Source organism: Paenarthrobacter sp. TA1.8 (assembly GCF_048595705.1).
Classification (GTDB): domain Bacteria; phylum Actinomycetota; class Actinomycetes; order Actinomycetales; family Micrococcaceae; genus Arthrobacter; species Arthrobacter nitroguajacolicus.
In genome coordinates, this window is the sequence record NZ_CP184287.1 from 3885584 (window position 1) to 3904850 (window position 19267).

At 61.3% G+C, this 19267-nt stretch carries 14 protein-coding genes; 6 read left to right on the forward strand and 8 right to left on the reverse strand.

What is annotated here, in order from left to right; translation table 11 throughout:
* Positions 1 to 20 precede the first annotated feature (20 nt).
* Together ACNAOT_RS18135 and ACNAOT_RS18140 are read left to right on the forward strand one after the other, a co-directional pair.
* Entirely contained in the window at positions 21 to 2369 is a 2349-nt protein-coding gene (locus ACNAOT_RS18135) for a transketolase-like TK C-terminal-containing protein (RefSeq protein WP_420178860.1), read from the forward strand.
* A 300-nt stretch (positions 2370 to 2669) separates the two neighbouring features.
* On the forward strand, positions 2670 to 5237 hold the full coding sequence (locus ACNAOT_RS18140) for a choice-of-anchor L domain-containing protein (RefSeq protein ID WP_420178861.1): 2568 nt from the start codon (positions 2670 to 2672) through the stop codon (positions 5235 to 5237).
* A 51-nt stretch (positions 5238 to 5288) separates the two neighbouring features.
* On the opposite strand, the gene ACNAOT_RS18145 is transcribed toward ACNAOT_RS18140, so the two are convergent.
* Positions 5289 to 7649, reverse strand: coding sequence for a glycosyltransferase family 2 protein (locus ACNAOT_RS18145; protein WP_420178862.1), 2361 nt, complete (start codon positions 7647 to 7649; stop codon positions 5289 to 5291).
* A gap of 222 nt (positions 7650 to 7871) precedes the next feature.
* Between ACNAOT_RS18145 and ACNAOT_RS18150 the strand changes: the two genes are divergently transcribed.
* Complete coding sequence (locus ACNAOT_RS18150) at positions 7872 to 9437, forward strand: chitinase (protein WP_420178863.1); 1566 nt, start codon at positions 7872 to 7874, stop codon at positions 9435 to 9437.
* A 12-nt stretch (positions 9438 to 9449) separates the two neighbouring features.
* Positions 9450 to 9899 (forward strand): hypothetical protein, encoded by a 450-nt coding sequence (locus ACNAOT_RS18155; protein WP_420178864.1) that lies wholly within the window; start codon positions 9450 to 9452, stop codon positions 9897 to 9899.
* Between the two features lie 477 nt (positions 9900 to 10376).
* Here ACNAOT_RS18155 and ACNAOT_RS18160 read toward each other — a convergent pair whose 3' ends face one another.
* From ACNAOT_RS18160 to paaA, 6 genes are read right to left on the reverse strand one after another with little or no spacing between them, the layout of a single operon-like run.
* The gene (locus ACNAOT_RS18160; RefSeq protein ID WP_420178865.1) at positions 10377 to 11156 is read right to left on the reverse strand and encodes an enoyl-CoA hydratase/isomerase family protein; all 780 of its coding nucleotides are present in this window, start codon (positions 11154 to 11156) and stop codon (positions 10377 to 10379) included.
* A 9-nt stretch (positions 11157 to 11165) separates the two neighbouring features.
* On the reverse strand, positions 11166 to 12371 hold the full coding sequence (gene paaE, locus ACNAOT_RS18165; RefSeq protein ID WP_091470592.1) for a 1,2-phenylacetyl-CoA epoxidase subunit PaaE: 1206 nt from the start codon (positions 12369 to 12371) through the stop codon (positions 11166 to 11168).
* 8 nt (positions 12372 to 12379) lie between these two features.
* Entirely contained in the window at positions 12380 to 12943 is a 564-nt protein-coding gene (gene paaD / locus ACNAOT_RS18170; protein ID WP_420178866.1) for a 1,2-phenylacetyl-CoA epoxidase subunit PaaD, read from the reverse strand.
* 5 nt (positions 12944 to 12948) lie between these two features.
* A complete protein-coding gene (gene paaC, locus ACNAOT_RS18175) occupies positions 12949 to 13878 on the reverse strand; it encodes a 1,2-phenylacetyl-CoA epoxidase subunit PaaC (protein WP_420178867.1) in 930 nt (309 codons plus the stop codon).
* On the reverse strand, positions 13875 to 14303 hold the full coding sequence (gene paaB, locus ACNAOT_RS18180; RefSeq protein ID WP_178995060.1) for a 1,2-phenylacetyl-CoA epoxidase subunit PaaB: 429 nt from the start codon (positions 14301 to 14303) through the stop codon (positions 13875 to 13877). Before paaB ends, paaC begins: the two co-directional genes overlap by 4 nt.
* The gene (paaA, locus tag ACNAOT_RS18185; RefSeq protein WP_024817856.1) at positions 14303 to 15298 is read right to left on the reverse strand and encodes a 1,2-phenylacetyl-CoA epoxidase subunit PaaA; all 996 of its coding nucleotides are present in this window, start codon (positions 15296 to 15298) and stop codon (positions 14303 to 14305) included. Before paaA ends, paaB begins: the two co-directional genes overlap by 1 nt.
* A 200-nt stretch (positions 15299 to 15498) precedes the next feature.
* On the opposite strand from paaA, the gene ACNAOT_RS18190 reads away from it, so the two are divergent.
* Positions 15499 to 16095 (forward strand): low molecular weight phosphatase family protein, encoded by a 597-nt coding sequence (locus ACNAOT_RS18190; protein ID WP_091470584.1) that lies wholly within the window; start codon positions 15499 to 15501, stop codon positions 16093 to 16095.
* Positions 16096 to 16106: 11 nt separating this feature from the next.
* On the opposite strand, the gene ACNAOT_RS18195 is transcribed toward ACNAOT_RS18190, so the two are convergent.
* Positions 16107 to 17138: a LysM peptidoglycan-binding domain-containing protein gene (locus tag ACNAOT_RS18195; RefSeq protein ID WP_420178868.1), complete on the reverse strand. Its 1032-nt coding sequence runs from the start codon at positions 17136 to 17138 to the stop codon at positions 16107 to 16109.
* A 410-nt stretch (positions 17139 to 17548) separates the two neighbouring features.
* Between ACNAOT_RS18195 and ACNAOT_RS18200 the strand changes: the two genes are divergently transcribed.
* Positions 17549 to 19216 carry an alkaline phosphatase D family protein gene (locus ACNAOT_RS18200; protein WP_420178869.1) on the forward strand — a complete coding sequence of 556 codons (1668 nt, stop codon included), beginning with the start codon at positions 17549 to 17551 and terminating at the stop codon, positions 19214 to 19216.
* Positions 19217 to 19267 lie beyond the last annotated feature (51 nt).

Genomic DNA, 19267 nt, shown 5'->3' on the forward strand with positions numbered 1-19267 from the left:
ACACACCCTTAAGGCATCCCATGAACCTGACCCCAGTCAATGATGACTTGGCGGCGAAGACCGTCCCGCCCCTCGACGACCCCCAGCTGGAAGCACTTGCTGTGATAGAACGCCGTGTCCTGTGGCTTGCGACGTCCATCATCCACCACGCAAACAAAGTGCGGCCCAACACATCCGGCATCAAGGTGGGCGGGCACCAGGCCTCGAGTGCCTCCATTGCCACGATCATGACCTCGCTCTGGTTCGGGCAGCTCCGCGCCGAGGACCGTGTCTCGGTGAAGCCCCACGCCTCGCCGGTGCTCCACAGCATCAACTACCTGTTGGGCAGCTTGGATGAAAAGTACCTCACGACGCTGCGTGAGTTCGGCGGGCTGCAGAGCTACCCCAGCCGTTCCAAGGATCCGGATCCCGTTGACTACTCCACTGGCTCTGTCGGTATCGGGGCCACCGCGCCGATCTGGGGTGCCATCTCGCGGCGTTACATCGAGACCGTAAGCGGCACACCGAACCGTGGGCGCCAGTACTCGCTGGTCGGCGACGCCGAACTGGACGAGGGCGCTGTCTGGGAAGCCGTGCTGGACTCGAATGTTGCGGATCTCGGCGAGGTCGTCTGGATCGTAGACCTGAACAGGCAGTCCCTTGACCGGGTGGTGCCAAACATTGCCGCGGGCAAGATTGAGCGCCTCTTCGCGGCCGCTGGTTGGCAGGTCATTACCGTGCGTTTCGGCCATCTTTTGGAAAGTCTCATGGCCAGGCCAGGAGGCGATGCACTCCGGGCACGCATTGTTGACATGTCCAATCCCGAATACCAGCGGCTTCTGCGTTGCTCCGCCGAGGAGCTGCGCCGCAGGCTCCCGGGTGAGGGCGCCGGGGGTGCGGCCATCGCGGAACTTATTGCCGGCGTCGAGGACCAGATCCTGACGCGGGCCATCAGGAACCTGGGCGGGCACGACCTTGCCGCGTTGCGCGAGGCCTACGCGCAGATCGATGACACCCGCCCCACCGTGATCATCGCCTACACCGTCAAGGGCAACGGGCTGCCCACCGAAGGCCATCCGCAGAACCACTCCTCGCTGCTTACTATCGATCAGTACCGACAACTCGCCCACGGAATGGGCGAGAACCCCGACGCGCCTTGGACGCGGTTCGACCCCGCAAGCACCGAGGGGCAACTGGTGGGAATGACGGCCGAAACCCTTCAGCGCTCCGCGCAGCCTGCTGTCGCCCCGCCCTCAGTACCGGCTGATTTCGGCAGGACGCCCTCGGGCACTGCAACCACACAGGCGGCTCTGGGCCGTACCCTGCTCGACGTCACCCGTGCGGCGCCCGAAGTGGCGCGCCGGTTGGTCACCGTCAGCCCGGACGTGAGCTCCAGCACCAACCTCGCCGGCTGGCTGAACAAGGTGGGCGTCTGGTCAGTGGAAGAGCGCCGGAACTGGTTCAGCGACGACAGCGAGACGGTCATGCACTGGCGGGAAAAGCCCACAGGGCAGCACATCGAACTCGGCATAGCCGAGGTCAACCTTGTCAGCCTCCTGGGCGAGCTTGGCGCAACCTGGAGCCGTTGGGGCCAGCCGTTGTTCCCGATCGGCGTGCTCTATGACCCGTTCGTTGAGCGAGCCTTGGAACCATGGTCCTACGGTATCTATGCCGGAGGGCAGTCGATCCTGGTAGGGACTCCGTCGGGCGTGACGCTGGCACCCGAAGGCGGTGCCCACCAGTCCATCAAGACGCCTTCCATCGGCTTGGAACAGCCCGGCTGCACCAGCTACGAACCGGCCTTCGCGATCGACGTCGAGTGGACGTTGCTCGCCTCCATGTCCCAACTCGGACGCTCGGACGGCAAATCCGCGTACCTGCGTCTTTCCACAAAACCCGTCGACCAGCAACTGGCCGCCGTCCCGGAGGATCCTGCCGCCCGTGAGCGTCGCCGTCGCCAAGCGGTGGCTGGCGGCTACATGCTGCGCGCGGCCGCGACGCCGTCGGCGACGATCGTCGCCATGGGCGCCCTGGTCCCGGAGGCGCTTGCGGCCTCCGAGCGGCTCGCCGCCCAAGGCACCACCGTGGACGTTGTCTGCGTTACGAGTCCCGGCCTTCTGTACGAGGCGCTGCAGGGTCGCAACGGACAGAACCAGGACGCACCGTCCTGGATCCTGGAGCAAATCCTGCCCTCCGAGCGCGCCGTCCCCATGGTCACGGTGCTGGACGGTCACCCCCACACACTGGCGTTCCTCGCCAACGTGCACCAAGTCAGAAGCCGCAACCTCGGCGTCGACACCTTCGGCCAGGCGGGCGGTATTGACGACGTCTATCGCTACCACGGGGTGGACACCGACAGCATCGTCCGCGCTGTCCTTGACCTGCTTTAGTGACAGCTAGTCAGGCATTGCCCGCACAGACGTGATGTGGTTGTCCCGCTTTGTTGACACTGCAACAGACAGGTGCCTTGCTTCATATTCGCGGTGTGTATGGACTTAATAACTAAAAGACCTTTATGATCACGGCAACAGCTAAATTTGCTTACACGCAAAGCCTGCTGGAGCAGTAAAGAAACGCCCACTTGGCGATAGCTCAGTATCGCAAATCAGCCATAAATGACTCGCAGTAATTCCGTTCGCACCCGGGTCTCCCGCCAATGAGGCAATTGGCGGGAGACCATTTTATGTTTTATGAGAGAGCGCCCCTTGAGCACGTCACCTGATACGCCTATGCCCAGCCCCAAAGCGGGGCACCCCCGAAGGTCCCTCTTTTCCCGATCCAGCCGAACCGCCATGGTCGGCATTTTTTGTGCCTCCTTGGTACTTACCGGCCAGACAGCAGCGACAGCCGCCGGCGAAACAGAAAATGCCGTGACATTCACCGACGTACCCGCAGGCATGATGTTTGCGAAAGAAATGTCCTGGCTGGCAAATGAAGGCATCTCCACCGGCTGGTCCGACGGAACATACCGTCCTTTGACCGCAATCAATCGTGATGCAATGGCCGCGTTCCTCTACCGGCTGGCAGGATCGCCGGAGTTCACAGCACCAAGCACCTCCCCGTTCCAGGATGTCAGCCCCGGCCAGCAGCACTACAAGGAAATGGCATGGCTTCACCAGGAGGACATCTCCACCGGGTGGGATGTGGGAAACGGTAAACGGGAGTACCGCCCTACGGCCCCGATCAACCGCGACGCCATGGCGGCCTTCCTCTACCGCTTTGAAAACAAGCCTGATTTCCAGGCACCAGCAACGCCACCCTTCTCTGACATCACCAGCACGACGCAGTTCTACACCGAGATTTCCTGGCTCCATGCGAAGGGAATCGCTACCGGTTGGGATAACGGAGACGGCACGGCTTCCTACCGCCCGCTCTCACCCATCAACCGTGACGCCATGGCGGCATACTTGTACCGCTTATCTTTGCCCCCTGCAGCGGATGGTGTTGTGACCTCGCCGGATACCCTGGTGATTGATACCAACACCTTGGCACAGGAATACATTCAGGGCGATACAACCATCACGTTCAACTCCGTGGGTGCGGGAGCACCGGATATCGACCCCGGCAACGTACTTGTTTCTGGTTTCTCGGAGTTTACTCCGGACGGAATGTTGGTTCGCGTCCAGCAGGTTACTAATGCTCCGGACGGAAAACAGACAGCTGTTGTCCAACAGGCCACCCTGCCGGACGCCATTTACGACACCAACGGTTTGGTCACCCCCACCACCACCATCGTGAAGCAGGAGTTCATTCCAGCGGATGGTGTGGACATTGTTGATAACGGGCAGGCCTCCGCGGCTCCCTTGAACCGTAACGGCGGTCGAATTCCAGCGGACGAGTTGGCCACCCCAAGTGACGTGTCCCTGCCTATCTTCGAGAAAACGTTCAAATTCTCTGACACCCTGAGCAAATCCGTCACAGGAACTGCGTGGAAGACCGTGGATGTGGAGGGCACCGGAACTCTGGCACTCAGCAGTGAAGTCGGTGTTGATTCTGCTGTCAACGCAGAAGTGGATATTCACTGGGCGTCACTGAAGGAAGCGAAGTTCACGCTGGACACTGGTTTGTCCGCCGAAACAACTGCACGCGCAACGGGAACGCTGACCGGAACCGCGGAAAAGAACCTTGGCACGGTCAATACCTGGGCGCATATCCAAGTTGGCCCAGTCCCTGTAGACATTCAGTTCATCTCCTCAATCGACCTCAAGGCGAAGAGCGAATGGACCGCAGATACCTACGTCACGGCTGCAGCATCTGCAACCACTACGGTTGGCATGTCCTACAAAGACGGCAATTTCCAGCCCGTCGCTGAGTATGGCGGCAACGCCGAAGCAACATTCCAAGGCCCTCAGCTGACCAGTGAATCTTCAGTAACCATCGGACCCACTCTGACCGCAAAGCTGTATGGAATCGCGGGACTTACGGGTGGATTCGACGCATACGCCAACTACGCCACCGGTCCGGAAACCTGTGCACACGAGGTAGGCCTGGCTGGCCGCATAGGCGTGATTGCCGGCGTCGAGGTCTTCGGCATGAAGCTGACAGACGAGTGGAAGAAGGAGATCACCAAGAACCTGGTTCTTTGGGAAGGTGACCTCTGCAAGCCCACACCGCCCGTTGGCGACGTCTCTGAGGAAGTATTCGGCGACGGCATCGCCGTGGAAGAAGACGGCGGAGCAGGTGACTCGTCCCAGTGGGGCAGGGCAACTGACTATGGTCCCGGTGGCGCCGCATGGATCCTGTCCACGGGCAACATGCAGAACTCCGTTGGCACACCCGAACAGCAGGCGTCCAGCGATCTGGGAACACCAGGAAACGCCACGCTGTCCAACTTCATCGGCGATCTGCCCACTTTTGATGCAGCCTCCTACTGGGCCAAAATCGTTCCTTCAGGCGACACCCTCCATGTGCGTTACTTCTTTGCCAGCGAGGAATACCCCGAATACGTGGGCAGCGCCTACAACGACGTCATGGGCGTCTTCGTCAACGGAACCAACTGCGCATTGGTACCCGGTACCCAGAGCCCAATCAGCGTGAACAACGTCAACGATCACACGAATGAAAGCTATTACATTGACAATGCCGCCGGAGCAAGCGGATTCAACACCGCCATGGACGGGATGACCACCGCCCTCACATGTTCGGTTCCCGTGCAACCGGGCGTACCAGTCACCGTGGAAATTGCCGTTGCTGATACCAGTGATGGCATCCTCGACAGCGCCGTAGCGCTGCTCGACGGAGGCATCTGGTCCGACTAGCGTTGAGAGAAGGAAAACAGGGCCCTCCGCCACATGGCGGAGGGCCCTTTTTCAGCGAAGTGAAATTCGACGACGACGGTCGGTTCCGCAGCGAAGGTCCCGGTTGAGCCTGCGGTCGCCGTGGTAGAGGATCGATTCCCAATCAACTTCCTCGGCCGTTTTGGGGACAACCAACGATTCGGGCTTTGCTTTCGGTTTGGGCGTCACGTAAAGCCAATTGACTGCTCCCAGGACAACATCCACCGCAGAGTTCCACAGGCCGATATACGACTGGATGCACATCATGGCCAGCACTGCATTCAGTGAGGCGAAGGCAACGTTGCCCCAATTCCCCTGTTGGGCGTCCCTCCAAACGGTCAGTACCGAGAACGCGACGATTGCGTAAGGAATCAGGACATAAATGGCGGGGGCGGCTGTCCGGTCCTTGACCTTGGGGGTTCGGACAAAGGGGATCTTGTCCCCCGTCAGTCCTTGCTGGAGGGATTTCAGGACGCCGGCGAGGTTGACCGGCAGCAGGATGAGGTTGAAACCGTATATCCGGAAGATGTCGCTGAAGCGATGGCCGCAATCGCGAAGGTCTGAACCCATGCATAGGAAGTACGGCAGGGCAGCTATAAAGACTGCAGGACTTAGGAGCCTGCTGTCATAGGGATAAGCCAGCAGGAAAAGAAGCCCGAAGCTGGCCCAGGTAATCGACGCCATATAGTTCACGCGCAGGAGAACTTCGCGGATGAGTATTCTTTGCCGCTGGTTCCGCCGCTGCGAAAGTTGGTTCCAGAGCTTGGGAAGGATCAGCAAGCCTCCGTTGGCCCAGCGTCGACGCTGCACCACCAGTGAACCGAAGTCCGGTGGCGTTGCACTGTAACTCAGGCGCTCCGGATAATTTACGAGCGTCCAACCATGAGTGCCCAGGTCAATGCTGGATTCAGTGTCCTCAATGACGGTGCGGTCCTGGATATAGGTGCGGATTTCGAACCCGCCAACCGTCTCAACTTCAACGATGTCCTCGAGGGCGCGCTTACGGATAATCGCATTGGCACCCACCCAGAAAGTGGCTCCATAGTACGTCATGCCTTGGTGCAGAATGTGCTGGATATCCGTGGTGGCACCGGCAATCCTCTCAATCCGGGTAGGTGCACCCCGGAATGAGGAATACGGTGTTTGCGTCACTGCCACACGCTCGTTACCCGCAGATTCCAGGAAGTACACCAAGCGCAGGCAATAGTCCCGCAGCAGCAGGGAATCAGCATCCAAGGTCAGCAAATAGGTACTGTCCGGAACCAACAGATCGTCATCACGTGGCACCAGGGATGGACGCAGAACCATGCCTCCAGCAGTCTCTTCCCGCCGCCAACGTTTTCCCATGAGGGAAATGTAGGCGTTGAGGTTCATGGCCTTGTTGGCTTCGTGGGACAGACTGGCATACCTTTTACGCTCAAAAGTCTCGGTTTGAACGTTGAAAATCCACGTGAGCCTCAGGTAAAGCTGTTCCATCCGCTCCGGGTTTGGAGCCGTGTTCTGCGCCTCCGCTGCATTCAGCGCCAACAAAACCAAGCGAAGTTCACGAGCCAGTCCCATGATGACCAGGTCCACGAAGAATTCGTCCACATGGTCTTCCACGGTTTCAGCCTCAGCCATCGCTTCCAGCCACTCCACCGCTGCCTCATACTCCGCAATCAGGAGTTGGAGCTCGTCCGCTTCAATCGTGGCAGGGGTTTCCGCTGCAAGGGGCGACGCGTGTCTCTCCCGGAAAGTAGCCAACGCCTTGTTTGCGCGCTCTGCCGGAGCAGATAACGCATCTGCAATTTGCCCCGCCAGCGCCCTGGTCTGTTCAAGGCGGTGGATCTTCTCCGGCTCGGTAGGATGCGGAGGATCGTCCAGCAGGAGCACCACCCGCAGATCCGGGAATTCCTGAAGGGCGGCCGACCACAGCGTACCCCGCACAACCTGGGGTTCTTCTGCGTAGGACGGTACCAACACCGTCACGGCCTCTTTGTAGTTGGCGAAGTGATTATCAAGTTCACCTCGAGGGACCCTGCGATGTTCCTTGAACCGGTACAGAGCACCTTGCCGCGCCATAAGGTACATCAGGGCGGAGAACGTCAGGAACGTGACAACAATAAGGTACGAAATCGACTCAAATCCGAAGCGGAATCCTGAGTTCGGATTGTCAACAAGCTGCCGAATGATGGTGGAGACAACGTAATACAGCCATGCCCCAACCGTCACGAGCATGGCAAGCCTGCCAAGAACGATCTTTCGCGACGACGGCGTTGGGTGAACAATGGCCAACGGTTCGGACCGCCGTTCCGACCCCCACTGCCTCTTTCGCCCTGTATTTTCCAGACGCTCCGCGGGAAGCTCTTTGGTGTCCCGCTCTACATCGGACAAATCAACCAACTGGTCCGTCATTATTCCCCATCAAAACTGTGAACCGCGCCCTTCCGGCCCTGTAGCCGGTTGAACGTCCACCTTCTGTAACAAAGGCGTCGCCGATTGCCCTTATAGTAATCGATAGCAGGAGCCTTACGATTCCCGTGTGGTCCACGGAATTTGTTGAAACAGTTTCTTGGCCTCATTCATGGGTTTTAACTCTGCTCACTCGAATTTTTGGGTCTCAATGTTGGGGGATTAATGTCCAAGCACTTTCCTGGGCGAAAGCTGTCCTGGATTCGGCTCTCCGTACTGCTGGCTGTCATAGCTGTGGTGGTGGGGGCCGGCGTCGTTTCCTGGCGTAACTACACTGATACCCGTGCCGCGGCAGCGTCACCTTCACTTTTCACTGGGTACGTCGACGTAACGGCGACACCTCGGTACGCGTTCGAGCAGCCAGTCAGCGACACCACCAAGTCCGTGGTTTTGGCCTTCATCGTGGCCGACGCCAAGGACGGGTGCACGCCATCCTGGGGCTCCTTCTACAGTCTGGATACGGCCGCCTCAGACCTTGATCTGGACCGACGCATTGCCAGGCTCCGGCAAACCGGCGGTGACATCGCCGTTTCCTTCGGTGGGCTATCGAACAAGGAACTCGCCACCGCGTGCACCGACGACAACCGGCTTCAGCAGGCCTACTCGAACGTGGTCGACCGCTACGACCTCAACACCGTTGACCTCGATATCGAGGGAACCGCCCTGACGGATAAGGAAGCCATCGCACGGCAAGCCAAAGCCATCGGCGCGGTGCAGCAAGGAAGGTGGGCCGAGGGCAAGGGCCTCTCCGTCTGGCTGACGCTACCCGTGGCTCCGTCGGGGCTGACTACAGACGGGTCGGCCGCCGTCGAGCAGTTTCTCTCATCCGGTGTGGAACTTGCCGGGGTGAACATCATGACCATGGACTACGGCGAAAGCCGAGTGGCCGGACAGTCCATGCTGCAGGCCTCAATCGCCGCAGCCGAGGCGACCCACTCCCAACTGGGTGAAATCTACTCCGCAGCGCAGCAGAACCTTGGGGCACAAACCCTGTGGCGCAAAATTGGCTTAACCCCCATGATCGGCCAGAACGACATTGTGGCTGACGTTTTCACCCTCGCCGACGCCCAAGGTTTGCACGACTTCGCGCAAGGCAAAAGCATTGGCAGGATGTCCATGTGGTCCTTGAACCGGGACGCCGAATGCGGCCCAAACTATCCCACTTTGACTGTGGTGTCCGACGCCTGCAGTGGCGTGCCGCAGCGTGACACACGTTTCTCCGATGTGCTGGGTGCTGACATTGACTCCAAACCCACGGACTCCCCCGCTCCGGTGCTGCCAACGGGCACAACCACCGCCACGGCAGTAGTGGACGACCCCGCTACCAGCCCTTACCCGATCTGGTCTCCCGTGGCCACGTATGTGCAGTCAGACAGGATCGTTTGGCACGGCAACGTCTACGAGGCCAAGTGGTGGACCAAAGACGACGTCCCCAACGATCCCGTACCGGACAAAGCTGCTGCGCCGTGGAAACTGATCGGCCCTGTCCTGCCCGGCGACCGGCCCAAGCCTGAAGTCACTGTTCCCGCCGGAACATATCCGGCGTGGTCAGCCACAAGCGTTTATCACAAGGGCGACCGCGTGATGCTGGGTCAGCACGTCTTCGAAGCCAAATGGTGGCTCCAGACACAGAGTCCGGAAGCCGCGCTGCAGGGGTCCAGAGATTCGGGCTGGATGAAACTCTCCAATGAGGAACTAACCAAGGTGCTATCTGGCGAAGCGGCAAAATAGGAGCAACACAGCATGAGGAAGTATCTGGCAGCTGCGGCATCGATTGCAGTGGCCACCCTGATCCTGAGCGGATGCGCCCAAGGGCACGATGATGCCAAAGCAAGTGACCTCGGAATCACCTTCGCCTACTCATTAGCTGGTCACGACGGCAAATTCTGCGACCTCCTGGACAGTTCCAACGAACAAACCGTGGATGAGTGCAAGAAAAGCGAAGCAGAAATGGCGGCGAAGCAGGACGCCGACCCCCAGCCAATAATCTGGGTTCCCAAGATCTACCAGATGGTGCCTGGGGAAGAAGAAGTGCTCGGAATAGTAGTGGAGTTCAACCGGGCAGGAAACCAGGAGTTTGTTGCCATTGAAGCAATTCGGCGGGGAGGCGAGTACAAGATCCTCCGGTGGGCATACCCGGATAAGGCCGACTACAAGACCGACCGTGCCATAACAGACACTTTCGGATGGTGAATTCGAGCCTCTCTCAGTGCATAAAGCCGCTACCGTCCCAGTCCCGGTCGTATTTGCCGCAGCGGGTGCATCGCCTGTACCGGCCGCTGCCATCCTCCGCGGATTCCACGTGCCAGTGGTGGTGAAGGTTTAGCTTGCACATGATCATCTTGAGCATGGCGCACTCCGTTCTCAGCACGCTGACCCGCTAAGCGCGTTTCATACGTGTGGCTAAGTTTAAGCCGCGCGCCTTGTATTCTCTATCTGAGCCACGTCTTGTTGGCCTTTTCTGGTTTGGAACTACGCCCTGCAGGTGCTGAACCATGGACGTTCCCGGGGGAACCATGATTCAGTCCCGATCCGCACCTACTATTCGTCGGCCCTGTTGGACGCCCGGACCGTCTAAGCGAGCCTCACGAAACCTGTCTTTGTTCGCACCCCTCGCCGTACAACGGTGAGGGGTGCGAACAAGGGCGGGACCCGTTGCGCGCAAGGAACCTAGCCCTTGAAAATCGGCGCCCGCTTCTCCTGGAAGGCACGGAAACCCTCGGCGTAGTCGTCGGTCTTGCAAAGCCGTGCCTGCTCTGTGTTTTCCTCGGCCATGGATGCCCACAAGCCCAGGCGCTGGTCTCGGATGTGTGCCACGAGTTCCTTGGACGCGTTGAACGCACCTGTCGCCCCCGTGGCTACCCGCGACACGATCTCCCGTGTCACCGGCAAGAGGGAATCGGCCGGCATCGCCCGGCTGAACATCCCCTGCTCCACGGCTTCCGCCCCGGAAATGAGGTCGGCGGTGTAGATCAGGTCCAGCGTGCGGTGCATGCCCAGGCGTTCCGTGAAGTACCAGTGCCCTCCCGAGTCCAACGTGGCACCGAGCTTGGCGAAGGGTGAACCGAACTTGGCGTTGTCCGCCACGTACACCACGTCCGTGGCCAACAACAGCCCCAGCCCGACCCCCAGGCAGGCCCCGTGGGCGGCAGCAAACGTGGGCGCCGGAAACGCTGCCATCTTCTTCAGCAATGGTTCCACGAGTCCGCCGAGGTAGGCCTCTGCGTCGTCGGTATCCGGGGTCACGCCTGAGATGTCGCGGCCGGCACAGAAGGCCCGGCCTTCTCCGCGAAGCAGCAGCGCCCGCACGTCACCGCGTGAGGCGGCGGCAGCAGCGTCGTCGTACGCTTTGTCCAGTTCGGCAAGCGCGTCCTCGTTGAGCGAGTTCAGCTTGTCCGGGTAATTAAGGACGATTTCGGCAATGCCGTTGGCAATGGAGAGCTCGATCATGGGGACTCCTTAGACGTCGAAGTCGACGGTAACTTCTTCGCTGGTGGGGTGGGACTGGCAGGTCAGGACGTAGCCCTTGTCCAGCTCGTCCTGCTCAAGGGCGTAGTTCTCATCCATGGTCACCGTACCGGTGATCAGCTTGGCGCGGCAGGTGCCGCAGACGCCACCGGCGCACGCGAACGGAACGTCCGGGCGAACACGCAAAGCGGCGTTGAGGATGGATTCGCGAGCATGGGTGGGACTGGCGACGTCGCCGGTGAGACCATCCAAGGTAAAGGTGATCTTGTACGTGTCCTGCGACTCGTCCTCCACAACCGGTCGGCCGGCGTTGCCCTCGGGACGGTCCGGACGGCCAGTGGTGAACAACTCGAAACGAACGTGCTCGGGCTCAACACCGCGGGCAGCAAGGGTGTCACGGCACAATTGAACGAGCTCGAACGGCCCGCACAGGAACCACTCGTCCACATCCTCGGCACGGATGGCACTGCTCAGCAGCGCCTGCAGCTTCTCCGAATCGATACGGCCCGTCATCAGCGGAGCGATCCGCTGCTCGCGGGACAACACGTGATGCAGCGCCAGGCGCGACGGGTACTTGTCCTTCAGGTCCGCCAGCTCTTCAAGGAACATGACGTCCATGGCAGCTTTGTTGGCATACACCAGGTCAAAGGTGGTCTCCGGATTGGCTGCCAGCAGAGTGCGCGCAATGGCGATGACCGGGGTAATGCCCGAACCAGCTGCGATTGCCACGAAGTTGCCCGGCTCCCCCGCCAGCTCCTCCGGGTGGTTCATGGAGTTCATGACGTTGTGCTGAACCGACGCGCCGTCCTTGCCGTGCCGCGAGATGAACGCACCCTGCGGGCTCATCACATCCAGGACATCACCGGCCTTCAGTTCGGCGTTCGCCCACGTGGAGAAGAGGCCGCCCAGGTCTTTCTTGATGGCCACGCGGATCTCGCTGCTGCCGTCCTCGAAGCTGCGCGGCTCTGCGCAAATCGAGTAACTGCGGCGGACCTCGTGCGGCTCGCCCTGCTCATCCGGCAACGTAGTGCGAAGGGCCACGTACTGGCCGGGCAGGTAGTCGTACTGCCCGGCAAGCTCGGCAGGAACACCGAACGTGACCTCAATGGCATCGTCCGTCAGGCGCCGGACCTCCGAGACAGTCAGGTTGTGGAAAGACGCACGACGGCGGCTGGCCGTCTGGGTTTCGGTGGTCATGGAATTCCTTAGAGGACTTTGAAGTAGTCGAACGGTTCCTTGCAGTCCTGGCAGACGAACAGCGCCTTGCAGGATGTGGAACCAAAGCGGGTGAGTTCCTTGGTGTTCAGCGATGAACACTGCGGGCATTTCACGGCCAGGCTCAGGCGGACGGGACCGGAATGGCCACCTGCAGCAGCCATGCCGCTGGGCGGGGCGATCCCGTACTCCTCCAGCTTGGCCTTGCCGGATTCGGTCATCCAGTCAGTGGTCCACGCCGGGGACAGCACCAGGTTGATGTGCACGCTGGCGTAGCCCTCCTTCTCGAAGGCCTTCCGCAGATCGTCACCAATGGCGTCCATTGCCGGGCAACCCGAGTACGTGGGCGTGATGGTGACCTCGACGGCGGAACTTGAGGCGCCGCCGTCGTGCTGGCTTGTTGTGTTGGTCGCCTCCGGGACAACCCGCACGCCGCGGAGGATCCCCAGGTCCTCAATGGTGAGGACCGGGATCTCCGGATCGCAGACCGTGGACGCAATGTCCCAGGCCCGCTGCTCAGCGGTCTTTTCCTGCGTCCGCGACAGCGTCGTCATGCTGCTCACCAGCTCGCGCCGGGGTGTTCGCGGGCCAGGACCTGCATTTCAGCAAGGATGTAGCCCAGGAATTCGGAATGCTTGCCGCTGCGGCCGCCGCCCAGTGCCTGCGGGACGCCGGGAATTTCCAGCTCCGCTTCGGCCATGATTTCTCCGGTGAGGCGATCGAATTCTGCGCGAAGGCTTGAAGGCTGAACAGTGACGCCAGCCTCGGCCAAGCGGGTGGTCAGTTCGTCGTCTTCGAAGAGTTCGTCCACATACGGCCACACGAGCTTGAGGCCCTGGATGATGCGTGCCCGGGACTCATCGGTGCCGCCAGCCAGGCGAAGCACCCACTGCGCGCTGTGGTCGCGGTGGTAATCGACTTCCTTCACGGCCTTCGCGGAGATGGCTGCGATGGTGGCGTCGGTGGACTCCATGAGCTTGGTGTAGAGCTCGTACTGGTAGAAGCTCACGATGAACTGCCGGGCGATGGTCACGGCGAAGTCGCCGTTGGGCTGCTCAAACAAGTGGGCAGAACGGAACTCGTGCTCCCTGCGGAAGTAGGCGAGGTCATCCTCGGACTTGTCCCAAGCGGCACCGGCATAGGTCAGGAACGAACGCGCGTGGCCCAACTGGTCCAGGGCGATATTGCCCAGGGCGATATCTTCCTCGAGCTCGGGAGCACGGGAAATCCAATGGCCCAGGCGCTGGGCCAGGATCAGGCCGTCGTCGCCGGTGCGCAGGGCGAACTCTGCAACGTCCTCAGTGGGCTTGACCTGCCCGCGGCTGATTTCGAGCGCGATGTCTTCGGGGCGCAGCGCGTTGCCCGGCGTGATGCGGGTGGCACTGGCCGAGCCGTCGCCGGACGCGCCGGCTCCATGGACGCCCACTGAGATGTCGCCGTGGCCCTCAATGGCGAAGTCAGTGTCTTTAGCAGTTTCTTGAGTGCTCACAGGTGCTTCACGCCTTCGCTCTTGGTGTAGTACGTTGCGTGGCGGTAATCCTTGCCCTGCGGGGACTCGAAGAAGGAACCCTTGGAGTCGGGATCGCTGGAGGAAATCGCCTCGGCCGGGACAACCCAAATGGAGACGCCTTCGTTGCGGCGCGTGTACAAATCGCGGGCGTTCCGGAGGGCCATGGCCGCATCCGGTGCATGCAAGGAACCGGCATGTACGTGGGACAGGCCGCGGCTCGAGCGGACGAAGACCTCCCAAAGGGACCAGGGGGTTTCTTCCTTGGCGCCATGCGAGGTGACGTCCGGGCCTGAGGCGGGCGCCGTCGTCGTGCTTTCAGCGTTGGTTGCCGCAACCTTGGGGGCCTCGCGGTTGATTTCGCTGGCGGCGCTGGCCGGTGCTTCCGGGTTACCGTGAGGAGCCATTATGCTGCGTTCTCTTTCTGTGCTTGCTTGCGGGCGTAGGCCACTGCGGCTTCGCGAACCCAGGCACCGTTTTCGTGTGCCTCACGGCGGCGCTCGACGCGCTGCGAGTTGCAGGGACCGCGGCCGGCCAGGACTTCCTTGAACTCGTTCCAGTCCAGGGGTCCGTGCTCCCACTTTTTGGTTTCTTCGTTGAAACGGATGTCCTTGTCAGGCAGGGTCAGGCCGAGGACACGGACCTGCTCCACCATCATGCCGACGAACCGGCTTCGCAGCTCGTCATTGCTGAACCGCTTGATGTTCCAAGCCATGGACTGCTTGGAGTTGGGTGAGTCGTCGTCCGGCGGGCCGAACATCATCAGCGACGGCGCATACCAGCGGTTCACTGCGTCCTGGGCCATCTGCTTCTGCGCAGGCGTGCCGTTGGACAGCTCCAGCAGGATCTCGAAACCCTGGCGCTGGTGGAATGATTCTTCCTTGCAGATGCGCACCATTGCGCGACCGTAAGGACCGTACGAGGCACGGCACAGGGGAACCTGGTTGCAGATGGCTGCACCATCAACAAGCCAGCCGATGGCCCCCATGTCAGCCCAGGAAATCGTGGGGTAGTTGAAGATGGACGAGTACCGGGCCTTGCCGGCAATGAGGTCTTCCATCATCTGGTCCCGGGACTGGCCCAGGGTCTCAGCGGCCGAGTAAAGGTACAAGCCGTGGCCGGCCTCGTCCTGGACCTTGGCCATGAGGATGGACTTGCGCTTCAGGCTCGGTGCCCTGGTGATCCAGTTGGCTTCCGGCTGCATGCCGATAATTTCCGAGTGCGCGTGCTGCGAGATCTGGCGCAGCAAAGTCTTGCGGTAAGCCGCCGGCATCCAGTCGCGCGGTTCGATGCGCGAGTCCTCCGAAATGATGCGATCAAAATACGCCTGTCCGGCTGCCTCCCGCTCCTGCTCTTCCGGGGACAGCTCAGCGGGCACTGACTGCAGATTCTGCGATGCCATGGTTGCTCCTAATAAATTACCGACCGTTCGTTCAGAATATGCGGAGCGGATGATTTCAGTCAAGCGTTCGAGCCTTTGGTGCGGCCGGCGCTTGGTCCTGTTTGCGTGGCCCTGCGTTGTTGACAAGGTCCTCGCTGCCCGCCGTGTTAACTTGGGGTGGGACCTCAGCTGTCCCAGTCACCGCTAGAAAAGAGCCTTACGTGGAATCGCCCCATCCCTTCAGGATTCTCACCGTCTGCACCGGGAACATCTGCCGCTCCCCCGTGGCCGAACGGTTGCTGCAGACCGGGCTCAACCAGGTCAGTCCCGGGTCCTTCGAAGTCCGCAGCGCCGGCACTCGCGCCATGGTTGGTGAGCCCATCCAGCCCCTCTCGGCCCGGATCATCAGCACTTTCCGCGGAAACCCTGACGGTTTTGCGGCCAGGCAGCTGACCCCCAAGATCCTCAAGGAAACCGACCTGGTGCTGGCCATGACGTCCAAGCACCGCGGCGAAGTCCTCCAGTTGGACGCGTCCTTGCTAAAGCGAACCTTCACCGTGCGGGAATTTGCCCGGATGCTGTCCGTGCTGGAGAACCGGGGCGATACGGCCCCGGCCGGGGACATCACGGAGTTCTGGCGTGCGCTTCCCACCCGGGCGGCCTCAGTCCGCCACCTCGCGCTACCGTCCGATCCTGCAGACAACGATGTGGTAGACCCCTACCGACGAGCGGAAGAGGTCTACCACCAGATGGAGGATGAGCTGGCCCCGGCCATCCTAGGCATCCTCCGTTTCGCGCGCCTGACGGCGCCGGCCTAGTTGGTTCTTGCTTAGTTGAGGGCGATCACCAGCATCTGGCTGGTGCCGGGGATGCAGGTCTGCAGGACAACTGCAGGGAATCCGCCGAAGACTGCTGCGACGTCGTTGGTGCTTCCCGGGTTGGGTACCTGGCCCCGGCCCGTGGCCGTGAACGTTCCGTAGCCTGGGATCGACACCGTTTCACCCACACCGATTCCCGAGAACCGTCCCCAACCTCCACAGAAATCGTGCTCCGTGATGAACGTCGCGTAAGCGTTGGTGGGCGTGTAGTGGATGGGCCCGATGCAGGCGTCCACCATCGACTGGCCACCGGCACCAGCTACGTAGATGGTCCGGACAGCGGGAGCCGGTGCGGGGGCCGGAGCTGCTGCGGGAGCTGGAGCAGCAGCTGCGGGAGCGGCCGGTGCTGGCGCGGGGGCAGCCTGCGCGGCGGGAGCGGCTGGAGCCGGTGCGGGAGCGGCTACCGCGATGGGCGGTCCGGTGAGCTTCAAAACCTGTCCCGGGACAATCACCGAATAGGCGCTGAGTCCGTTGGCAGCCAACATCGCAGTGACATCCACCCCGAAACGGGAGGCAATGGCACCTACTGTGTCCCCGGAAGCCACCGTGTAGAGGTTGGGGTCACCAGCTGGCGCAGCTGGGGCCACCTCGACAGGAGCGGGAGCTGGTGCGGCTGGCTCAGGGGCTGGAGCGGGTGCTGGGGCGGGTGCTTCGGCAGCGGGAGCTGCTGGCACTTCAGCTGCCGGAGCCGCTTGTACTTCCGGCGCTACCTCCTCTTCGGCATCCTGGACCGGCAAAGCTGCGGGTGCTTTTGCACTGTCGTCTTTTGAAAAAGGCGCTTGTTCCTGTGAAACATTTTGGTCGGTGTTACCCGCCGGTTGCGTCGCCCAGTTGACGACGCCAAAAAATAATGGGATCAACGCTAATATCGCGAGCACTGCGCCGGCAATCAACAGTTTGGATTTACTGGAGTGCGGCCGCCGAACATCGCCATTGCTCTTGGTTGACAGGGAAGTTTGAAGATCTAAGTCATTCATGTTCATGGGAAACCCCGGACTCCATGGCTCTGGACCGCGCAAGACAGGCCCCTGTGGACCTGGGTAGGAAAGCGCAGCTACGTATTGGGAGGGGCACCGCCCACAATTGTTGGGGGTGCGGTCCACCGCTGAGCCGGAGGAACGGAATTGCTATAACCCTAGGAATTTCAATGGTAGGAATAGGGCCATGCCCGCCGCACGAGTAGGAACTACTCGACTTTCCTTCTGATGGCCTGAATGGTTACTTGGGCATTACGCAGTTTCCGGAATTGGACTACTTGCTCCGGGGCACGCCGGCCGCCCAACTAACTGGCATTTGTGGCTCTCCCAGCGCTGGTAGCAGCCACAAAATGCGAGACAGTTGGGTTTCATCTCGCCCTCACCCTCCGTTCACGCTGGCCACGCACTGTGGAACCATGACTGACCTCTCGCGCCGCTCACTCGTCAAGACTTCCCTTGCCACGCTCGCCCTCGCCGGCGTTGCCACCGGCACCGCCGCACCCGCGTCTGCTACCCCTTCCGCCATCCCCCTGGTGCGCAAGCGGCTCACGCTTCCCACGGGGATTGCCACCGGCGACGTAACAACGAACTCCGCCGTCCTCTGGTCACGCGCTTCCGGCCCTGGCCGACTCACGGCACAGCTTCAGGCGGTGGACAGCGCGGGCGAGATCCTTCGCGGACGCTACGGTTTCAGCCGGACCATGCGCGGACCTTTGGCCACGGACGCCAGCGACTTCACCGCGAAAATCCATGCCAAGGGCCTTCCCGCAGGCACACGCTTCGCGTTGGAACTGACCTTCGAGGATGAGAATGGTCCAGGCGAGGCAGTGCGTGGCACCTTCAGCACAGCGCCGGGTTCCACCAACGGAAAGTACGACGACGGCACTGAAGACGCGCGCGGAGGCGGCAGTTCGTCGTCGAACGGGCAATCCTTTGTGTGGACCGGCGACACCGCGGGCCAAGGCTGGGGCATCAACGAGGAACTCGGCGGCATGCGGGGCTACAAAGCGATGCACGCTACGAAGCCAGACTTCTTCATCCACTCGGGCGACACCATTTACGCCGACGGCCCCATTGCCGCAAGCGTGACTGAGAAGGACGGGCGAGTATGGCGGAACATCGTCACCGAGGAAGTATCCAAGGTGGCCGAAACCCTGAAGGAGTACCGGGGCCGGCACCGCTACAACTCCCTGGACGCCAATATGCGGGCCATGTTCGCCGATGTCCCCGTGATTGCGCAGTGGGACGACCACGAAACCACCAACAACTGGTACCCCGGCGAAATCCTGGACGACTCCCGCTACACCGAACGGAACGTCAATGTCCTGGCAGCGCGAGGCCGGCAGGCATGGCAGGAGAACATGCCGATCGCCGATGCCGCCGCACTCTGGCGCCCCGGGACGTACGACGCCGGCCAGTACCAGCCCGCGCGCATCTACCGGAAAATCTCCCCCGGCCCGCAGTTGGACATCTTCTGCCTGGACATGAGGACCTTCAAGTCCCCCAACACCGACGGCAAGGAACCCTACGCCACCAACATCCTGGGCCAAGAGCAGGTGGACTGGCTGATCAAGGAAGTCCGCAAATCCAAAGCTACATGGAAGGTGATCGCCGCGGACCTGCCCCTGGGCATCATCGTTCCCGACGGAGCCGTGAACCAGGAAAGCCTGGCCAACCGTGACCCCGGCGCTCCTCTGGGACGCGAGCTGGAAATTGCCGGCGTGCTCAGCGCCTTCAAGAAATACGGGGTCAAGAACACCGTGTGGCTGACCGCTGACGTGCACTACTGCGCCGCCCACCACTATTCCCCCGAACGGGCGTCGTTCACCGATTTCGACCCCTTCTGGGAGTTCGTGGCCGGGCCCATCAACGCCGGCTCCTTCGGTCCGAGCGAGATGGACAAGACTTTCGGGCCCGAAGTCCTGTTTGCCAAGGCCGGGCGCTTTCCTGGAGAGTCACCGCGTGACGGTGAGAACCAGTACTTTGGCCACGTGGACCTCGCTGCGGACGGTTTGTTCACGGTGAGCCTGCGCAACGCTTTGGGAGCGGTGATCTACTCGAAAGCCCTCACCCCGCAGCGCTAAACCACGCAGCCTCACCCAACTGAGTCGCAGTAGATGCCGTTTTGAGCCCTC